Origin of the sequence: Chitinophaga alhagiae (genome assembly GCF_003568665.1) — a bacterium.
GTDB classification, from domain to species: domain Bacteria; phylum Bacteroidota; class Bacteroidia; order Chitinophagales; family Chitinophagaceae; genus Chitinophaga; species Chitinophaga alhagiae.
Genome location: NZ_QXMH01000002.1, coordinates 176,283 through 190,147 on the forward strand (window position 1 = coordinate 176,283; position 13,865 = coordinate 190,147).

Genomic DNA, 13,865 nt, shown 5'->3' on the forward strand with positions numbered 1-13,865 from the left:
TGCATTGACAATAAAAAAAGGAAAGCGTAAGAAGTGAATACTTTTTACACTTTCCTTTTAATTTTTTTCAGCATAGGTAAACGCTGAGGGCAGTTAAGGTACAGGTGGCGGCTAATATTCGTCTTCGTTGAAGAAGAAGTCGTCCTGAGACGGATAGTCAGACCATATATCCTCAATACCTTCATAAATTTCCCCCTCATCTTCCAGTTCCTGCAAGTTTTCGATAACTTCGATAGGTGCACCGGAACGGATGGCGTAGTCTATGAGTTCGTCTTTTGTAGCGGGCCATGGAGCGTCCTCCAGGTACGAAGCTAATTCTAGGGTCCAGTACATCGTATATAAATTTTTACTTTTCCAAATTTTCGCAAAAGTATTATTTAATTTGAAATAAACAACTATTACTATTTTAACGGTTAATTACTTCGTTCGGTTATGCTTGTTGCTCGCAATGTTACCAAAAATTATTCCAACCTTTCGGTTTTGAAGGGGGTGGATATTTCTGTCAGTAAGGGTGAAATAGTGACCATTGTAGGCTCTTCCGGGGCGGGCAAAAGCACGCTCCTGCATATTTTGGGCACGCTGGACGAGCCTTCCGGCGGGGAAATCCTCATAAACGGGGTATCAACGGGGGCTTTACAAGGTAAAAAGCTGGCAGACTTCCGGAACCGGCATATTGGCTTCATTTTCCAGTTCCACCACCTGCTGCCGGAGTTCAGCGCCCTGGAAAACGTGTGCATACCGGGTTTTATAGCCGGGGCTAAAAAGAGCGCGGTAAAGGAGCGGGCGGTGTACCTGCTGGAAACCCTGGGGCTGGGGGAGCGGCTGGAGCACCGCCCCAATGAGCTGTCTGGCGGCGAGCAGCAACGGGTGGCCGTAGCCAGGGCCCTCATTAACAACCCGGACGTGATCATGGCAGATGAGCCCACCGGCAACCTGGACTCCCGCAACGCCCGGGAACTGCACCAGCTTTTCCTGCAACTCCGCGACCAGTTCGGTCAAACCTTCATTATAGTGACCCATAACGAAGAACTGGCGACCCTGAGTGATCGCCAGTTAGTGATGAAAGACGGTAAAATAGTCAGTTAAGATTATTTTGCCAGGCAAACTGCCAAACTGTCTTTCCAGTAAGGTATGGTTAACCCGTATACCGATTTTATTTTCCCCTTGTTTAACACGCTGTAGGCAGGCCGTTGCGCCGCGGTAGGGAACTGGTCAGAGGTGACCGGCTGAATGGCGCAGGCGGCCCCCGTAAGGGCTTTAATGGCCACTGCAAAGTCGTACCAGCTGGCTACCCCCTCGTTGCTGTAGTGGTAAATTCCGCCGCGTTCTTCTGCCGGCTGCTGTAAAATGGTAAAAATGGCTGCGGCCAGGTCTGGCGCATAGGTGGGGGTGCCCGTTTGGTCAAAGACCACGTTCAGGCTTTCTTTTTCCTGCATCAGCTGCTGCATGCGGAGCACAAAATTGACGCCGTTGCGGGAATACAGCCAGGAGGTACGCAGTACAACGGCCTGGGGGTGAATGCCCAGCACGGTGGCTTCCCCGCGGAGCTTGGAGCTGCCGTAGATGCTCTGGGGAGACGTATCGTCCGTTTCCGTATATGGCCGGCTGCCGCGGCCGTCAAATACATAATCAGTTGAAATATGAATAAAGCCAGCGTTATGCTGCATAGCGGCCTCCGCCAGGATAAGCGGCGCCTGGAAGTTGAGCCGGAACGCCGCCTCTTCATCCTGTTCCGCTTTATCTACCGCCGTGTAGGCGGCGCAGTTCACTACCGCATGGATGGGCTGTTGTTCAAAAAACGCGTTCACAGCGGTGGCGTCCGTTATATCCAGTTCCTCTTTGTCCGTACACAGCAGGTGGAAGTCAGGGTACCCGCCGGCAATAGATTGCAGTGCCAGGCCCAGCTGGCCTTTCGCACCTGTAACCAGGATGTTCTTCATGCTTTATGATTTGTATACAAAATTATGTTCGCAATTGGCCAGCACCGGCAGCACCAGGTCTTTTTCAGACACTTTTGCAGCGGCGGAGGGAATGCCCCAGTCAATGGCCAGCGCCGGATCATTGTAAATAATACCGCCCTCGCTCGCCTTGTGATAGAACTGATCGCATTTGTACATCACTTCGGCTGTTTCGCTCAGTACGGAGTAACCGTGTGCAAAACCTTTGGGTACCAGCAACTGGCGTTTGTTTTCGGCGGAAAGTTCTATGGTGTATACTTTCCCGTAGGCCGGCGAGCCTTTGCGGAGGTCTACCACCACATCCAGTATGGCGCCTTCCAAAACCCGGATGAGCTTGGTCTGCGCATACGGCTCCCGCTGAAAATGAAGGCCCCGCAGTACGCCATAGCTGGAGCGGGCCTGGTTATCCTGCACAAATACAATGTTCACGCCGCCTTCGCGGAAGGTGTTGGCATTGTAACTTTCAAAAAAATATCCCCGGTGATCTCCATGCACAACAGGCTCGTAGATCAGCAGATCCGGTATACCGGTTTCAATAAATGGCATTAGCGCTGCTGGTATTGTGTTTCGTAATATTGTTGATAGGCCCCGCTGGTTACATGCTGCAGCCATTCTTCGTTGGCCAGGTACCAGTCTACCGTTTTTTCCAGCCCTTCTTCAAACTGCAGGCTGGGCGCCCAGCCCAGTTCCTTGTTGAGTTTGGTGGCGTCAATAGCATACCGGAGGTCGTGCCCGGCACGGTCTTTCACAAAGGTGATCAGTTGTGCGGAGGTACCTTCCGGCCGGCCCAGTTTGCGGTCCATAATGGTGCATAGGAGGCGGATAAGGTCAATGTTCTTCCACTCGTTGAAGCCGCCAATGTTGTAGGTCTCACCGGTGCGCCCTTCATGAAAAATGGTGTCAATGGCCCGGGCGTGGTCTTCCACAAACAGCCAGTCGCGTACGTTTTCGCCTTTCCCGTACACCGGTACGGGCTTATTGTTCCTGATATTATGAATGGCCAGCGGTATCAGCTTTTCAGGAAAGTGATGCGAGCCGTAGTTGTTGGAGCAGTTGCTCAGTACCACCGGCAGGTGATATGTATGGTAATACGCTTTCACAAAGTGGTCTGAACTGGCTTTGGAAGCGGAATACGGGCTGCGCGGATCGTAGGGGGTTTCTTCGGTGAAGAGGCCTTCTTCGCCCAGCGAGCCATACACTTCATCTGTAGACACATGGTAGAAGCGTTTGTTCTCCATATGGTCTTTCCAGTACTTTTTGCAGGCGTTCAGCAATACCGCGGTACCCAGCACATTGGTTTTGATAAATGCCAGCGGGTCAAGAATAGAGCGGTCTACATGGCTTTCTGCGGCCAGGTGTATAACGCCGTCAAACTGATATTTTTCAAAAAGAGCGTTCACGGCGTTCTCTTCCGTAATATCTACCTTCTCGAATACATAGTTAGGCTGGCGGCTAACGTCTGCCAGGTTTTCCAGGTTGCCCGCATACGTCAGCGCATCTCCGTTCACAATGCGGTAATCAGGGTATTTGTTAACAAACAGCCGTACCACATGAGAACCGATAAAGCCAGCTCCGCCGGTGATCAAAAGGTTTTTCTTCATAGTTCGAAGTTATCGGGAATTTGCAATTATTTTCCCAATGCCTGTTTAAAATATTCGAAAGTGATCTTCAGGCCGTCTTTCCTGTCTACTTTCGGCTCCCAGCCCAGCAGCTGTTTGGCCTTGGTAATATCCGGCTTGCGCTGCTTGGGATCATCCTTGGGCAGGGGCTGGAAGATGATCTTCTGTTTGGTGCCGGTGAGGGCAATAATTTCTTCCGCAAACTGCAGCAGGGATATTTCTGCCGGGTTGCCGATGTTCACGGGCAGGTGATAGTCGCTCATCAGCAGGCGGTAAATGCCTTCCACCAGGTCATCTACATAGCAGAAAGACCGGGTTTGAGAGCCATCTCCGAATACGGTGAGGTCCTGGCCGGTGAGGGCCTGGCTCATGAACGCCGGCAGGGCGCGGCCGTCATCCAGCCGCATGCGGGGGCCGTAAGTGTTGAAAATACGGATGATGCGGGTATCTACGCCGTGAAAATTATGATAGGCCATGGTAATGGACTCCATAAAACGTTTGGCCTCGTCGTACACGCCGCGCGGCCCTACAGGGTTCACATTGCCCCAGTATTCTTCCGGCTGGGGGTGAACATTGGGATCGCCATATACTTCCGAGGTAGACGCCACCAGGATGCGGGCCTTTTTTTCCTTGGCCAGCCCCAGCAGGTTATGCGTGCCCAATGAGCCTACCTTCAATGTCTGGATCGGCATTTTCAGATAGTCTATAGGGCTGGCGGGGGAGGCAAAGTGCAGGATGTAATCCAGTTCTCCCGGTACATGTACAAATTTGCTCACATCGTGATGGTAATATTCGAACTGTTTCAGGGGAAACAGGTGTTCAATATTCCGGATATTGCCCGTGAGCAGGTTGTCCATGCCTATTACATGGAACCCTTCTTTTATAAAACGGTCGCACAGGTGCGATCCGAGGAAACCGGCGGCGCCGGTGATCAATACACGTTTGTTTGTCATAACAGGCAAGGTTTTAAGGTTTAGCTGCCAGGCGGCCCACGCTTTCGTAATAGTATCCCAATTCTGCCATGCGCGGTACCTCAAAGAGGTTGCGGCCGTCAAAAATGGCTTTCTGTTTCAGGGTGGCGGCTATTTTATCAAAGTCAGGGGTGCGGAACACGCTCCATTCCGTAGCAATGATCAGCGCATCGGCATTTTCCAGCGCGGCATACTGGTTGTCTGCATACTGCACCTTGTCACCGATCAGTTGCTGTACATTACCGGCCGCCTCCGGGTCAAATACGCACAGCGTGGCGCCGGCGGCCACCAGTTGGTCAATGATATATAACGCGGGCGCTTCCCTGATATCGTCTGTATTGGGCTTGAAGGCCAGGCCCCACAGGGCGAAGTGTTTGCCTTTGAGATCGTTGTTGAAATACGCCTGTATTTTGGGCAGGAGGAAGAGTTTCTGTTTTTCGTTCACGTCCATAACGGCTTCCAGTATCCTGAAATCGTATTGCGCCTCCTGGGAGGACCTTACGAGGGCCTGCACATCTTTAGGGAAGCAGCTGCCGCCGTAGCCGATGCCTGGGAACAGGAAGCGTTTGCCAATACGGTCGTCGCTGCCAATGCCCCTGCGTACCATGTCTACGTCCGCCCCCAGTTTTTCGCAGAGGATGGCAATTTCATTCATGAATGAAATTTTGGTGGCGAGGAAGGAATTGGCGGCATACTTGGTCAGTTCCGCAGACTTTTCATCCATAAAAATAACCGGGTTGCCCTGGCGTACAAAGGGGCCGTACAGGTCTCCCATGAGCTTGCGCGCTCTTTCAGATTGCGTGCCTATCACCACGCGGTCAGGCTTCATAAAGTCTTCCACGGCTACCCCTTCCCGCAGGAACTCGGGGTTAGACACCACGTCAAACTCCACTTTGGCATTTTTAGCAATGGCCGCATGTACTTTTTCCGCGGTGCCCACGGGCACGGTGCTTTTGTCTACGATCACCTTGTAATCAGCCAGCAGGCTACCCAACTGGTCTGCCACCCTGAGTATGTAGGAGAGGTCTGCAGAGCCGTCTTCTCCCGGAGGGGTTGGCAGCGCCAGGAAGATCACCTGCGCGTCTTTAATGCCTTCGGCCAGCTGGGTGGTAAAATGCAGGCGCCCTTCTTTCAGGTTCCTTTCGAATAACTTTTCGAGGCCGGGCTCATAGATAGTGATCTGGCCGGCGGAGAGTTTGTTTACTTTGTTAATGTCAATGTCAACGCAGGTAACGTCATTGCCTGTTTCTGCAAAGCAGGTGCCGGTAACCAATCCTACGTAACCAGTGCCTACAACGGTAATTTTCATCTGGGGCTTAGTTTAAAAATGATTGAACTGAGGTTATTATGTGAGAAAGCTGATCCTCATCCATTTCGGTATGAATAGGCAGGGATATCACTTTTCCGGTCAGGGTGTCTGTAACCGGCAGGTGCTGATGCAGGTCAGCCATGCCCTCGAACATTTTCTGGCGGTGCGCCGGTACAGGGTAATATATCATGGAAGGCACCTGTTTTTCCTGCAGGTATGCCTGTAACTTGTTGCGGTCCGCGCCTTCCAGCTGCAGGGTATACTGGTGGTACACGTGTAACTGGTTAGGTGCTTCGTACGGTGTAACGATTTGCGGAATGCCGGCAAACGCTGTTGTGTACGCGTTCGCTACGGCGCGGCGGGCGGCAATGTACTCGTCCAGCAGCTGGAGCTTGATGCGCAGCACTACGGCCTGCAGGGTATCCAGGCGGCTGTTGACCCCCACCGTGTCGTGATAATACCTTTGAGATTGCCCGTGGTTGGCTACCATCCTGATCTTGTCCGCCAGCGCATCGTCATCCGTGAAAATGGCGCCGCCATCCCCGTAACAGCCCAGGTTTTTGGAAGGGAAAAAGGAGGTACAGCCGATGTGGCCGAAAGTGCCCGTTTTTTTAGTGAGCCCGCTTTGTGTAGTATAGTGGCTGCCAATAGCCTGGGCATTGTCTTCGATCACATACAGGCCATGACGGTCGGCAACGTCCATAATAGCTTCCATGTTAGCGCTGTGGCCGTACAGGTGTACCGGTACAATGGCCCTGGTTTTGGGCGTGATGGCTTTTTCAATAGCCTGCGGGTCTATGCAGTAGGTCTGCGGGTCTATATCTACAAATACCGGTTTGAGGCGCAGCAGGGCTATTACCTCGGCTGTGGCAATAAATGTAAAGGAAGGCGTGATCACCTCATCGCCCGGTTCCAGGCCCAGCGCCATCATGGCTATTTGCAGCGCATCCGTGCCGTTGGCGCAGTTGATCACATGTTTGGAGCCCAGGTATTGGCCCATCTCCCCGGCAAACTGCTGCACCGGGGCGCCGTTGATAAAAGCGGCGCTTTCCAGCACTTCCTGGATGGCAGCGTCAACCTGCGGCTTAATTTTGCTGTACTGGCGTTTCAAATCCACCATCTGAATAGGAACCATGAAGGATATCTTTTTTTGAGTCCGCAAATTTACAAATTTTGAGTTAGGCAGTAGGACTATCTTTGTGAGGTAACCGATTTATTGAGTTAAGGATCAATTCTGTGGATTTATCGCTTTTTTTATATAACACCGGTATCCGCCTGTACAAGGCGGCCGTACGGCTTTCGGCTTCTCCCGGGAAGAACAGAAAGGCGCAACAGTGGCTGAATGGCCGTGAAAACAACTGGCCGTCCCTCAAAGCCGCCATGCAGGGCAGGCAGCCTGTTATATGGGTGCATGCCGCCTCGCTGGGGGAGTTTGAGCAGGGCCGGCCCATACTGGAGGCCATGCGCAAGGCCTACCCGGCCCATAAGATATTGCTGACCTTCTTTTCCCCCTCCGGCTACGAGGTGCGGAAAAACTACCCCGGGGCGGACCACGTCTGTTATCTCCCGCTGGATACCGCGGCCCATGCCGCCCGTTTCCTGGACATTGTACAGCCCCGGCTGGCGGTTTTCATCAAATATGAGTTCTGGTACCATTACCTCAGCACCCTGCACGCCCGGAAGGTGCCGGTGATGCTGATTTCCGGCATCTTTCGGCCGCAGCAGGTGTTCTTTAAGTGGTATGGCGGCCTGTTCCGCCGGCTGCTGCGGCAAATGGACCATCTTTTTGTGCAGAACGAGGCCTCGCTCACGCTGTTGCATAACATTGGCGTTCAGCAGGTAACGTTGGCGGGAGATACCCGCTTTGACCGCGTTTGGGCGTTGCGGCAGCACCCGGTGGCCCTCCCGGAAATAGAAAGGTTCATTACCGGCGCCAGGGTACTGGTGGCCGGCAGCACCTGGCCGGCAGACGAAGAGCTGCTGGCGCAATGGTGGTATGACGGCGGGCAGGGAGGCCGGCAACTGGTACTGGCCCCGCACGAAATTAATGAGGCCCACCTCCGGGATATTACCCGCCTCTTCCCGGATGCCGTGCTGTATTCTGCCTTTGCCGGCGGGAGCGGCGCGGGGGGAAAGGTGCTGGTGATAGACAATGTAGGCATGCTGTCCGCTCTTTACCGCTACAGCAGCATTTCCTATGTGGGCGGCGGTTTTGGGAAGGAGGGCATCCACAACATACTGGAACCGGCTACCTACAGCAAACCGGTGATCATCGGGCCCATCTACCACCAGTTCAATGAAGCGGAAATACTGGTACACCTGCGCGGGGCCATTGTGGTCAACGACGTGACCTCCTTGCGGGAGAGCATTGAAGCGCTCAATGATGCGTATTACTACCAGCAGGTGGCAGAAATAACGGGGCGTTTTGTGGAAGAACACCAGGGAGCTACAGAAAAGATCATGCGGTATATCCAGGAAAAACGTTTCCTGGAGGAGTAGGCAGCAAAGCGCTTCAGCAAGCGGTCTGCATTCAGGAGAACCGTTTCCTGACGAGCAAATAGAAGTGTTGCACCAGCTGGTCATTTTCATTCCAGCCCAGTTTGATCTTCAGTTCCCGCTCGATCCAGTATACGGCTTCCTGCAGGGAAGTACTTTCATTGATGGTTTTAATAGAACGCTCGTACATAGTTTTGTCTCCCCGGAAAAGCTCCTGTATGAACTGGAATTTGTCGTTAATGCCAATGGCGTTTTTCAGGTCGTTCACGCCCAGGCCGCCCAGTTTTTCTCCCAGTTCCACATTGCCGGCGCTACGCAGCGAATCGTTAAGGGAAGGGGCGTGTTTGCCCACCAGCTCATTCAGCTCCTGGCGGATGTTACCATTGTCATGACCGGTTTTTTGCGGCGGAGGCGGATCAAAAAGGGTGGCGGCTACCGGTTTTTCCTTTACAGGCACCCGGTCTGGCGCGTAACCGTTACCATGGCCGTTTGAGGCCGGTGAAGGCGGGGCTGCCACGGGTGTTTTCTCCGGGGGCACTACCTGCGTGGTTGCCGCGGGCGCGGAAAATGTTCTTTCCGGCGGCGTTGCGGCGGGAGAGAAAGGTGCCTGTTCAGGCGCGGGCTGCGGTGTTTCCGGCGGCGCTGTTTCCGTAGCGGGGGCCGCTACGTCTGCTGCCGGAGGAGGAGGTGCGGGCGCCGGTTTTTCCAGCACTGGCGCATGCGCGGGCATTATGACCGCTACATGGCCATTTCCCCTCAGTTCCTGCTGCTTCTGCACATTGCGCTGGTGGAGTATTTCCGCCTGCAGCAATTGTGTATAGTAGGATATGGTTTGCAAACCTGCATTGGAGTTTTTTAATTCCTGCAGTTTGTCAATTAATGCACTTATCTTTTCCATGCCTTAATTGTTAACGCCATCTGATAGAAATTATTTTATTTGCACTAAGTTATACTTTTTTAACCACTTAGTAATCAAAATACTATAATATGTTTATTGAACCTTCTCTTACAGGAGGTCGCCGGGGATGGATAGAAGTGATCTGCGGGTCTATGTTTTCCGGTAAAACGGAAGAGCTGATACGCCGCCTCAAACGGGCGCGCATCGCCAACCTGTCTGTAGAGATCTTCAAGCCGGCCATGGATACACGGTATGATGAGCAAAACATCGTTTCGCACGATGAATCGAAGATATTGTCCACCCCGGTAGAAAGCTCCCAGCAAATATTGCTGCTGGGGCAGGGGGTAGACGTGGTAGGCATAGACGAGGCGCAATTTTTTGACATGGAGCTGCCCGCCGTGTGTGACCAGCTGGCGCTCAGCGGCATCAGGGTGATCGTGGCGGGGCTTGACATGAACTTCCAGGGCGCCCCCTTTGGCCCCGTGCCTGCGTTGCTGGCCCAGGCGGAATACATCACCAAGCTGCACGCCATTTGCGTGCAATGCGGCAATATTGCCACGCACTCTTTTCGTAAAAGCGCAAACACCAGTACGGTGCTGCTGGGAGAAAAAGACCTGTACGAGCCGCGCTGCCGGTATTGTTACCATCATGTGCCCTGAGCCGGGCTGAATTTTACGATGCGGCCGGTCATATTGTTAAAATCTGCCTGCAATACCCTTTATTTAGCAATTCATTTGTAGCTTTGCCGCGTTTTCAGCATGAAGCAGTTGATCATCAATATCCTGGCTTTTTTTTATAGGCCTTTTGCGAAAATTATGCCTTTCCAGACCTTCCGCTACCTGGCCTGCGGGGGCGGTAACACCCTGCTGGATATTTTCCTGTTCTTTATCTGCTACAACTTCATCCTGGACAAGGAAATGGTGCATTTGCCCTTCATTACGATCAGCGCGCATATTGCGGCCGTGCTGATGGCTTTTTTTGTGAGTTTCCCTACCGGTTTCCTGCTGAACAAGTACATTGTGTTCTCCGAATCCAACCTCCGCGGGCGTACGCAGCTCGTGCGCTACTTCATACTGGTGGGCGTTTGCCTGCTGTTTAACTACGTGTTTATGAAGTTGTTTGTGGAATACTGCCGGTTTTACCCTACCATCGCCAAAATCCTCACCACTATACTGGTGGTGTGTTTCAGCTACATTACACAAAAGAAGTTTACGTTCAAGGTGAAGGCGGAGCCTTAACGCCCATTCAAGTTTTGATGCAAACAGGAGGCGCTGTTCCTGCCGGCTCGTTCTCCCGTTGTTCAATGGTGTTTATCGCAGTCTCCTCCGCTGTTTCCATCGGGAGAGGCCGTTCTGGCCGCCATTTGCTACAGGTGTTTGCGGTTTTACGGCCTTTTGCCACAGTTGCGCCGCCAGTATGGCCGCTGCTTTTTCTTCCTCCTCATTCTGCCCGTTGAGCGCCTGGGGGGTGAAGTATTTGCCGATGAAATTGGTGTCGAACCGGCCGTTAATGAAAGCGGGCTGCTGCAGCGCCCATTTGCCGAAAGGAAGGGTAGTGCGGATGCCGGTAACGTGATATTCGTCTATGGCCCGCAGCAGCCGCAGCCTCGCTTCTTCGCGGGTGGCGCCCCAGGCAATGAGCTTGGCGATCATGGGGTCATAAAAAATAGGGATGTCCATGCCCTGCTCGTACCCGTCATCTACCCGTACGCCGTAACCCTGCGGGCGGATGTAAATTTCCAGGCGGCCGGTGTCTGGCAGGAAGTTGTTGGCGGGGTCTTCCGCACAGAGGCGCAGCTCTATGGCATGGCCGCTGATCCGCAGCTGCTCCTGGGTAATAGAGAGCTTTTCGCCGCGCGCTATCCGGATCTGCTCTTTTACAAGGTCCAGGCCGGTGATCATTTCCGTAACGGGGTGCTCTACCTGCAGGCGGGTGTTCATTTCGAGGAAATAGAAGTTCAACTGCTCGTCTACCAGGAACTCTACCGTACCGGCGCCGTAATAGTCACAGGCGCGGGCCACGTCTACCGCGCATTTTCCCATGGCCTCGCGGATGGCAGGGGTGAGCACGGACGACGGGGCTTCTTCTATCAGCTTCTGGTGGCGCCGCTGAATGGAGCATTCCCTTTCAAACAGGTGTACGCAATTGCCATGCTGGTCTCCCAGCACCTGTATCTCAATATGGCGCGGGGCGCCCACGTATTTTTCAATGAACACGGCATCGTCTCCAAAGGCGCTGAGGGCTTCGCTTTTGGCAAGGCGCACCTGCTCTTCCAGCTCGGCCTCCTGCTGCACCACCCGCATGCCCTTGCCGCCGCCGCCGGCGGAAGCCTTGATCAGGATGGGGAAGCCGGTCTTTTTCACTACTTCCCGGGCCTCGTCAATACTGCGGAGCGGGGTTTCCGTGCCGGGCACCATGGGTACGCCAAAACGCTGGGCGGCTTGTTTGGCGGCCAGTTTGCTGCCCATTACCTCTATGGAAGAGGGGGAGGGGCCTATAAATATCAGTCCTGCGTCTTTTACGGCCTGCGCAAATTTTGCGTTCTCACTGAGAAAACCGTAGCCCGGGTGTATGGCATCCGCGCCGGTATCCCTGGCGGCGGCTATGATCTTGTCTCCCAGCAGGTAGCTCTGGCTGCTGGGGGCGGGGCCTATGCACACCGCTTCGTCTGCATATTGCACAAAAGGCATGTTCCGGTCTGCTTCTGAAAACACCGCTACAGTGGCTATTCCCATTTCCCTGGCTGAACGCATCACCCGCAGCGCTATTTCTCCGCGGTTGGCAACTACAATTTTTTGCATACGCGAATATAAACCAAACGAGGTTATCTTTGCCGGCGTGAAAAGTTCTCTTTCCCGCATAGTGGCCCTCGTCAAAAAAGACCTCCTGCTGGAGTGGCGGCAGCGCCACGCCCTGTTTGGCATACTCCTGTACGTATTTTCCACCGTGTTCGTGATCAACCTGATGGTGGGCCAGCCGGAAGAGCGGATATGGAACGCCCTGTTTTGGGTGGTACAGCTGTTTGTATGCGTGAATGCCGTGGCCAAGAGCTTTCTGCAGGAAAACCGGGGGCGCCTGCTATATTACTATTCGTTGGTACATCCCCGTTATTTTATTACGGCGAAGCTGATCTATAACCTGTTGCTGATGACGGTCATGAGCCTGGTATCTTACGTGTGCTGCATCATTTTCCTGGGCAACCCGCTCATTCACCCCCTGTATTTCCTGGGAGTGGTGGTACTGGGCGGCGTCAGCCTGTCCCTGCTTTTCACCATGTTGGCCGCCATTGCCGCCCAGGCCAGCCAGAACGCGGCCCTCATGGCCATCATGGGTTTTCCCCTCATCATGCCGGTGCTGATGCTGCTGGCCAACATTTCGCGCAGCGCCTTTATTCCCGTGGTACAGCCGGGCCTGCCGGGCATGTTCCTCCTGCTGGGGGGCATGGACGTGCTGGTAATAGCCCTGGCCCTGATCCTTTTCCCGTATCTCTGGAAGGAATAACCATGCTTTTTTTAACAAAACGGCCCCGGCAGTAAAGGTTTTTCAAGCATTCCGCTTTCTGCTGCACCAAACATCAAAATCCCTTTTTCGCTTTGCGGTTAACGCTAAAACCTGTAGGTTTGCCTCCACATATTTCTTTAGAACAATGGCTAAACATTGGTGGAAAATTTTGGCGGTGGTACTGCTGCTGTACGTTATCATCGGCGGTTTTCTGATAAAAGTGCCTTCCATCGGCAACAACCAGCAGGCGGCACGCAGTATTTTCTTTCACTTGCCCATGTGGATGAGCATGTACACGCTCTTCTCTATTTCGGTGGTCAACTCCATCTGGTACCTCTCTACAAATGACCTGCGGCGGGATATCCGCGCTTCCAGCGCCGCCAGTGTGGGCGTGCTGTTTGGCGTTATGGGCTTCCTGACCGGCATGCTGTGGTCTACCTACACCTGGGGCGGCACCATCGTGAACGATCCCAAACAGATGACCACGGCTATTGCCCTGGCCATTTACATGGCCTACCTGGTGCTCCGGCTTTCTTTTACAGACCTTGACAAAAGGGCCCGCGTATCTGCCATTTTCAACGTATTTGCCTTTGCCCTGCTGATACCGCTTACCTATATCATCCCGAGAATGGTGGAGTCTTTACACCCCGGCAGCGCCAGCAGCCCGGGTTTCAGCTCCCAGGATACGGCCGGCACCATCAAAATGGTACTGTGGCCCGCCTTCATCGGGTGGACGCTGCTCGGCATCTGGATCTATACCTTACGGAACCGTTATAAAAGACTCGAATTAAAAAATATTCTTCATGGCTAACAGATTTAGCTTTTTACTTTTGGCCGGCCTCATGTTTCTCTGTACCGCCGTTCTCGGCCAGGACACCGCCACCCGCGTAATAGACGGCGCTACCCAGCAACAGAACACCGAAACCGGCCCCGTCAACGAATTTTTCAGGAGCAACTCAAAAATTTATGTGGCCGTGGGCCTGCTGGTGATCATTTTCATTTGCCTCGTGTTATACCTGGTGAGGCTGGACAGGCGCCTTACCAGGCTGGAAAAAGAATAAGCAAGCCCATAGCCATACCATACAGCAAAGCACCAAAACACCAAAACAACAT

Annotated in this window: 16 protein-coding genes; 7 read left to right on the top strand and 9 right to left on the bottom strand. The window is 53.4% G+C overall.

The genetic code is table 11. The annotated features are described in order from the left end of the window. Nucleotides 1-111 precede the first annotated feature (111 nt). The gene (locus D3A97_RS11515; protein ID WP_012794455.1) at nucleotides 112-333 is read right to left on the bottom strand and encodes a DUF2795 domain-containing protein; all 222 of its coding nucleotides are present in this window, start codon (nucleotides 331-333) and stop codon (nucleotides 112-114) included. Between the two features lie 99 nt (nucleotides 334-432). Here D3A97_RS11515 and D3A97_RS11520 point away from each other — a divergent pair, with 99 nt between their 5' ends. Beyond that, on the top strand, nucleotides 433-1,086 hold the full coding sequence (locus D3A97_RS11520; protein ID WP_119078659.1) for an ABC transporter ATP-binding protein: 654 nt from the start codon (nucleotides 433-435) through the stop codon (nucleotides 1,084-1,086). A gap of 2 nt (nucleotides 1,087-1,088) precedes the next feature. Here D3A97_RS11520 and rfbD read toward each other — a convergent pair whose 3' ends face one another. From rfbD to D3A97_RS11550, 6 genes are read right to left on the bottom strand one after another with little or no spacing between them, the layout of a single operon-like run. Beyond that, nucleotides 1,089-1,940: a dTDP-4-dehydrorhamnose reductase gene (gene rfbD / locus D3A97_RS11525; RefSeq protein WP_119078660.1), complete on the bottom strand. Its 852-nt coding sequence runs from the start codon at nucleotides 1,938-1,940 to the stop codon at nucleotides 1,089-1,091. A gap of 3 nt (nucleotides 1,941-1,943) precedes the next feature. After that, nucleotides 1,944-2,504, bottom strand: a complete 561-nt coding sequence (gene rfbC, locus D3A97_RS11530) for a dTDP-4-dehydrorhamnose 3,5-epimerase (RefSeq protein WP_119078661.1) — start codon at nucleotides 2,502-2,504, stop codon at nucleotides 1,944-1,946. Beyond that, nucleotides 2,504-3,559: a dTDP-glucose 4,6-dehydratase gene (rfbB, locus tag D3A97_RS11535; protein WP_119078662.1), complete on the bottom strand. Its 1,056-nt coding sequence runs from the start codon at nucleotides 3,557-3,559 to the stop codon at nucleotides 2,504-2,506. Before rfbB ends, rfbC begins: the two co-directional genes overlap by 1 nt. A gap of 26 nt (nucleotides 3,560-3,585) precedes the next feature. Further along, nucleotides 3,586-4,530 (bottom strand): UDP-glucuronic acid decarboxylase family protein, encoded by a 945-nt coding sequence (locus D3A97_RS11540; protein ID WP_119078663.1) that lies wholly within the window; start codon nucleotides 4,528-4,530, stop codon nucleotides 3,586-3,588. A gap of 13 nt (nucleotides 4,531-4,543) precedes the next feature. Further along, the gene (locus tag D3A97_RS11545) at nucleotides 4,544-5,857 is read right to left on the bottom strand and encodes a UDP-glucose dehydrogenase family protein (RefSeq protein ID WP_119078664.1); all 1,314 of its coding nucleotides are present in this window, start codon (nucleotides 5,855-5,857) and stop codon (nucleotides 4,544-4,546) included. A gap of 7 nt (nucleotides 5,858-5,864) precedes the next feature. Further along, nucleotides 5,865-6,992 (bottom strand): DegT/DnrJ/EryC1/StrS family aminotransferase, encoded by a 1,128-nt coding sequence (locus D3A97_RS11550; RefSeq protein ID WP_119078665.1) that lies wholly within the window; start codon nucleotides 6,990-6,992, stop codon nucleotides 5,865-5,867. A 101-nt stretch (nucleotides 6,993-7,093) separates the two neighbouring features. Between D3A97_RS11550 and D3A97_RS11555 the strand changes: the two genes are divergently transcribed. Then, entirely contained in the window at nucleotides 7,094-8,356 is a 1,263-nt protein-coding gene (locus D3A97_RS11555) for a 3-deoxy-D-manno-octulosonic acid transferase (RefSeq protein ID WP_119078666.1), read from the top strand. Nucleotides 8,357-8,387: 31 nt separating this feature from the next. Here D3A97_RS11555 and D3A97_RS11560 read toward each other — a convergent pair whose 3' ends face one another. Further along, entirely contained in the window at nucleotides 8,388-9,251 is an 864-nt protein-coding gene (locus tag D3A97_RS11560) for a DUF8457 domain-containing protein (protein WP_119078667.1), read from the bottom strand. A gap of 89 nt (nucleotides 9,252-9,340) precedes the next feature. Here D3A97_RS11560 and D3A97_RS11565 point away from each other — a divergent pair, with 89 nt between their 5' ends. Together D3A97_RS11565 and D3A97_RS11570 are read left to right on the top strand one after the other, a co-directional pair. After that, nucleotides 9,341-9,910, top strand: a complete 570-nt coding sequence (locus D3A97_RS11565) for a thymidine kinase (protein ID WP_119078668.1) — start codon at nucleotides 9,341-9,343, stop codon at nucleotides 9,908-9,910. A 156-nt stretch (nucleotides 9,911-10,066) separates the two neighbouring features. Then, nucleotides 10,067-10,489 carry a GtrA family protein gene (locus D3A97_RS11570; protein ID WP_232825941.1) on the top strand — a complete coding sequence of 141 codons (423 nt, stop codon included), beginning with the start codon at nucleotides 10,067-10,069 and terminating at the stop codon, nucleotides 10,487-10,489. Nucleotides 10,490-10,561: 72 nt separating this feature from the next. Here D3A97_RS11570 and accC read toward each other — a convergent pair whose 3' ends face one another. Next, on the bottom strand, nucleotides 10,562-12,052 hold the full coding sequence (gene accC, locus D3A97_RS11575; RefSeq protein WP_119079540.1) for an acetyl-CoA carboxylase biotin carboxylase subunit: 1,491 nt from the start codon (nucleotides 12,050-12,052) through the stop codon (nucleotides 10,562-10,564). Nucleotides 12,053-12,089: 37 nt separating this feature from the next. On the opposite strand from accC, the gene D3A97_RS11580 reads away from it, so the two are divergent. The 3 genes from D3A97_RS11580 (at nucleotide 12,090) to D3A97_RS11590 (ending at nucleotide 13,813) form a co-directional block, all read left to right on the top strand. Beyond that, nucleotides 12,090-12,752 (top strand): heme exporter protein CcmB, encoded by a 663-nt coding sequence (locus D3A97_RS11580; RefSeq protein WP_119078670.1) that lies wholly within the window; start codon nucleotides 12,090-12,092, stop codon nucleotides 12,750-12,752. Nucleotides 12,753-12,813: 61 nt separating this feature from the next. Beyond that, the gene (gene ccsA, locus D3A97_RS11585; RefSeq protein ID WP_498365910.1) at nucleotides 12,814-13,563 is read left to right on the top strand and encodes a cytochrome c biogenesis protein CcsA; all 750 of its coding nucleotides are present in this window, start codon (nucleotides 12,814-12,816) and stop codon (nucleotides 13,561-13,563) included. Next, nucleotides 13,556-13,813, top strand: coding sequence for a CcmD family protein (locus D3A97_RS11590; protein ID WP_157986491.1), 258 nt, complete (start codon nucleotides 13,556-13,558; stop codon nucleotides 13,811-13,813). The genes ccsA and D3A97_RS11590 overlap by 8 nt, the downstream gene beginning before the upstream one ends. Nucleotides 13,814-13,865: the final 52 nt, after the last annotated feature.

Excerpts from the sequence above, each read along its gene's own strand:
- rfbD (WP_119078660.1), bottom strand. The coding sequence starts at position 1,940 with ATGAAGAACATCCTGGTTACAGGTGCGAAAGGCCAGCTGGGCCTGGCA.
- D3A97_RS11570 (WP_232825941.1), top strand. The coding sequence starts at position 10,067 with ATGCCTTTCCAGACCTTCCGCTACCTGGCCTGCGGGGGCGGTAACACC.
- accC (WP_119079540.1), bottom strand. The coding sequence starts at position 12,052 with ATGCAAAAAATTGTAGTTGCCAACCGCGGAGAAATAGCGCTGCGGGTG.
- D3A97_RS11560 (WP_119078667.1), bottom strand. The coding sequence starts at position 9,251 with ATGGAAAAGATAAGTGCATTAATTGACAAACTGCAGGAATTAAAAAAC.
- D3A97_RS11550 (WP_119078665.1), bottom strand. The coding sequence starts at position 6,992 with ATGGTTCCTATTCAGATGGTGGATTTGAAACGCCAGTACAGCAAAATT.
- D3A97_RS11540 (WP_119078663.1), bottom strand. The coding sequence starts at position 4,530 with ATGACAAACAAACGTGTATTGATCACCGGCGCCGCCGGTTTCCTCGGA.
- D3A97_RS11590 (WP_157986491.1), top strand. The coding sequence starts at position 13,556 with ATGGCTAACAGATTTAGCTTTTTACTTTTGGCCGGCCTCATGTTTCTC.
- D3A97_RS11545 (WP_119078664.1), bottom strand. The coding sequence starts at position 5,857 with ATGAAAATTACCGTTGTAGGCACTGGTTACGTAGGATTGGTTACCGGC.
- rfbC (WP_119078661.1), bottom strand. The coding sequence starts at position 2,504 with ATGCCATTTATTGAAACCGGTATACCGGATCTGCTGATCTACGAGCCT.
- D3A97_RS11565 (WP_119078668.1), top strand. The coding sequence starts at position 9,341 with ATGTTTATTGAACCTTCTCTTACAGGAGGTCGCCGGGGATGGATAGAA.
- D3A97_RS11520 (WP_119078659.1), top strand. The coding sequence starts at position 433 with ATGCTTGTTGCTCGCAATGTTACCAAAAATTATTCCAACCTTTCGGTT.
- D3A97_RS11515 (WP_012794455.1), bottom strand. The coding sequence starts at position 333 with ATGTACTGGACCCTAGAATTAGCTTCGTACCTGGAGGACGCTCCATGG.
- rfbB (WP_119078662.1), bottom strand. The coding sequence starts at position 3,559 with ATGAAGAAAAACCTTTTGATCACCGGCGGAGCTGGCTTTATCGGTTCT.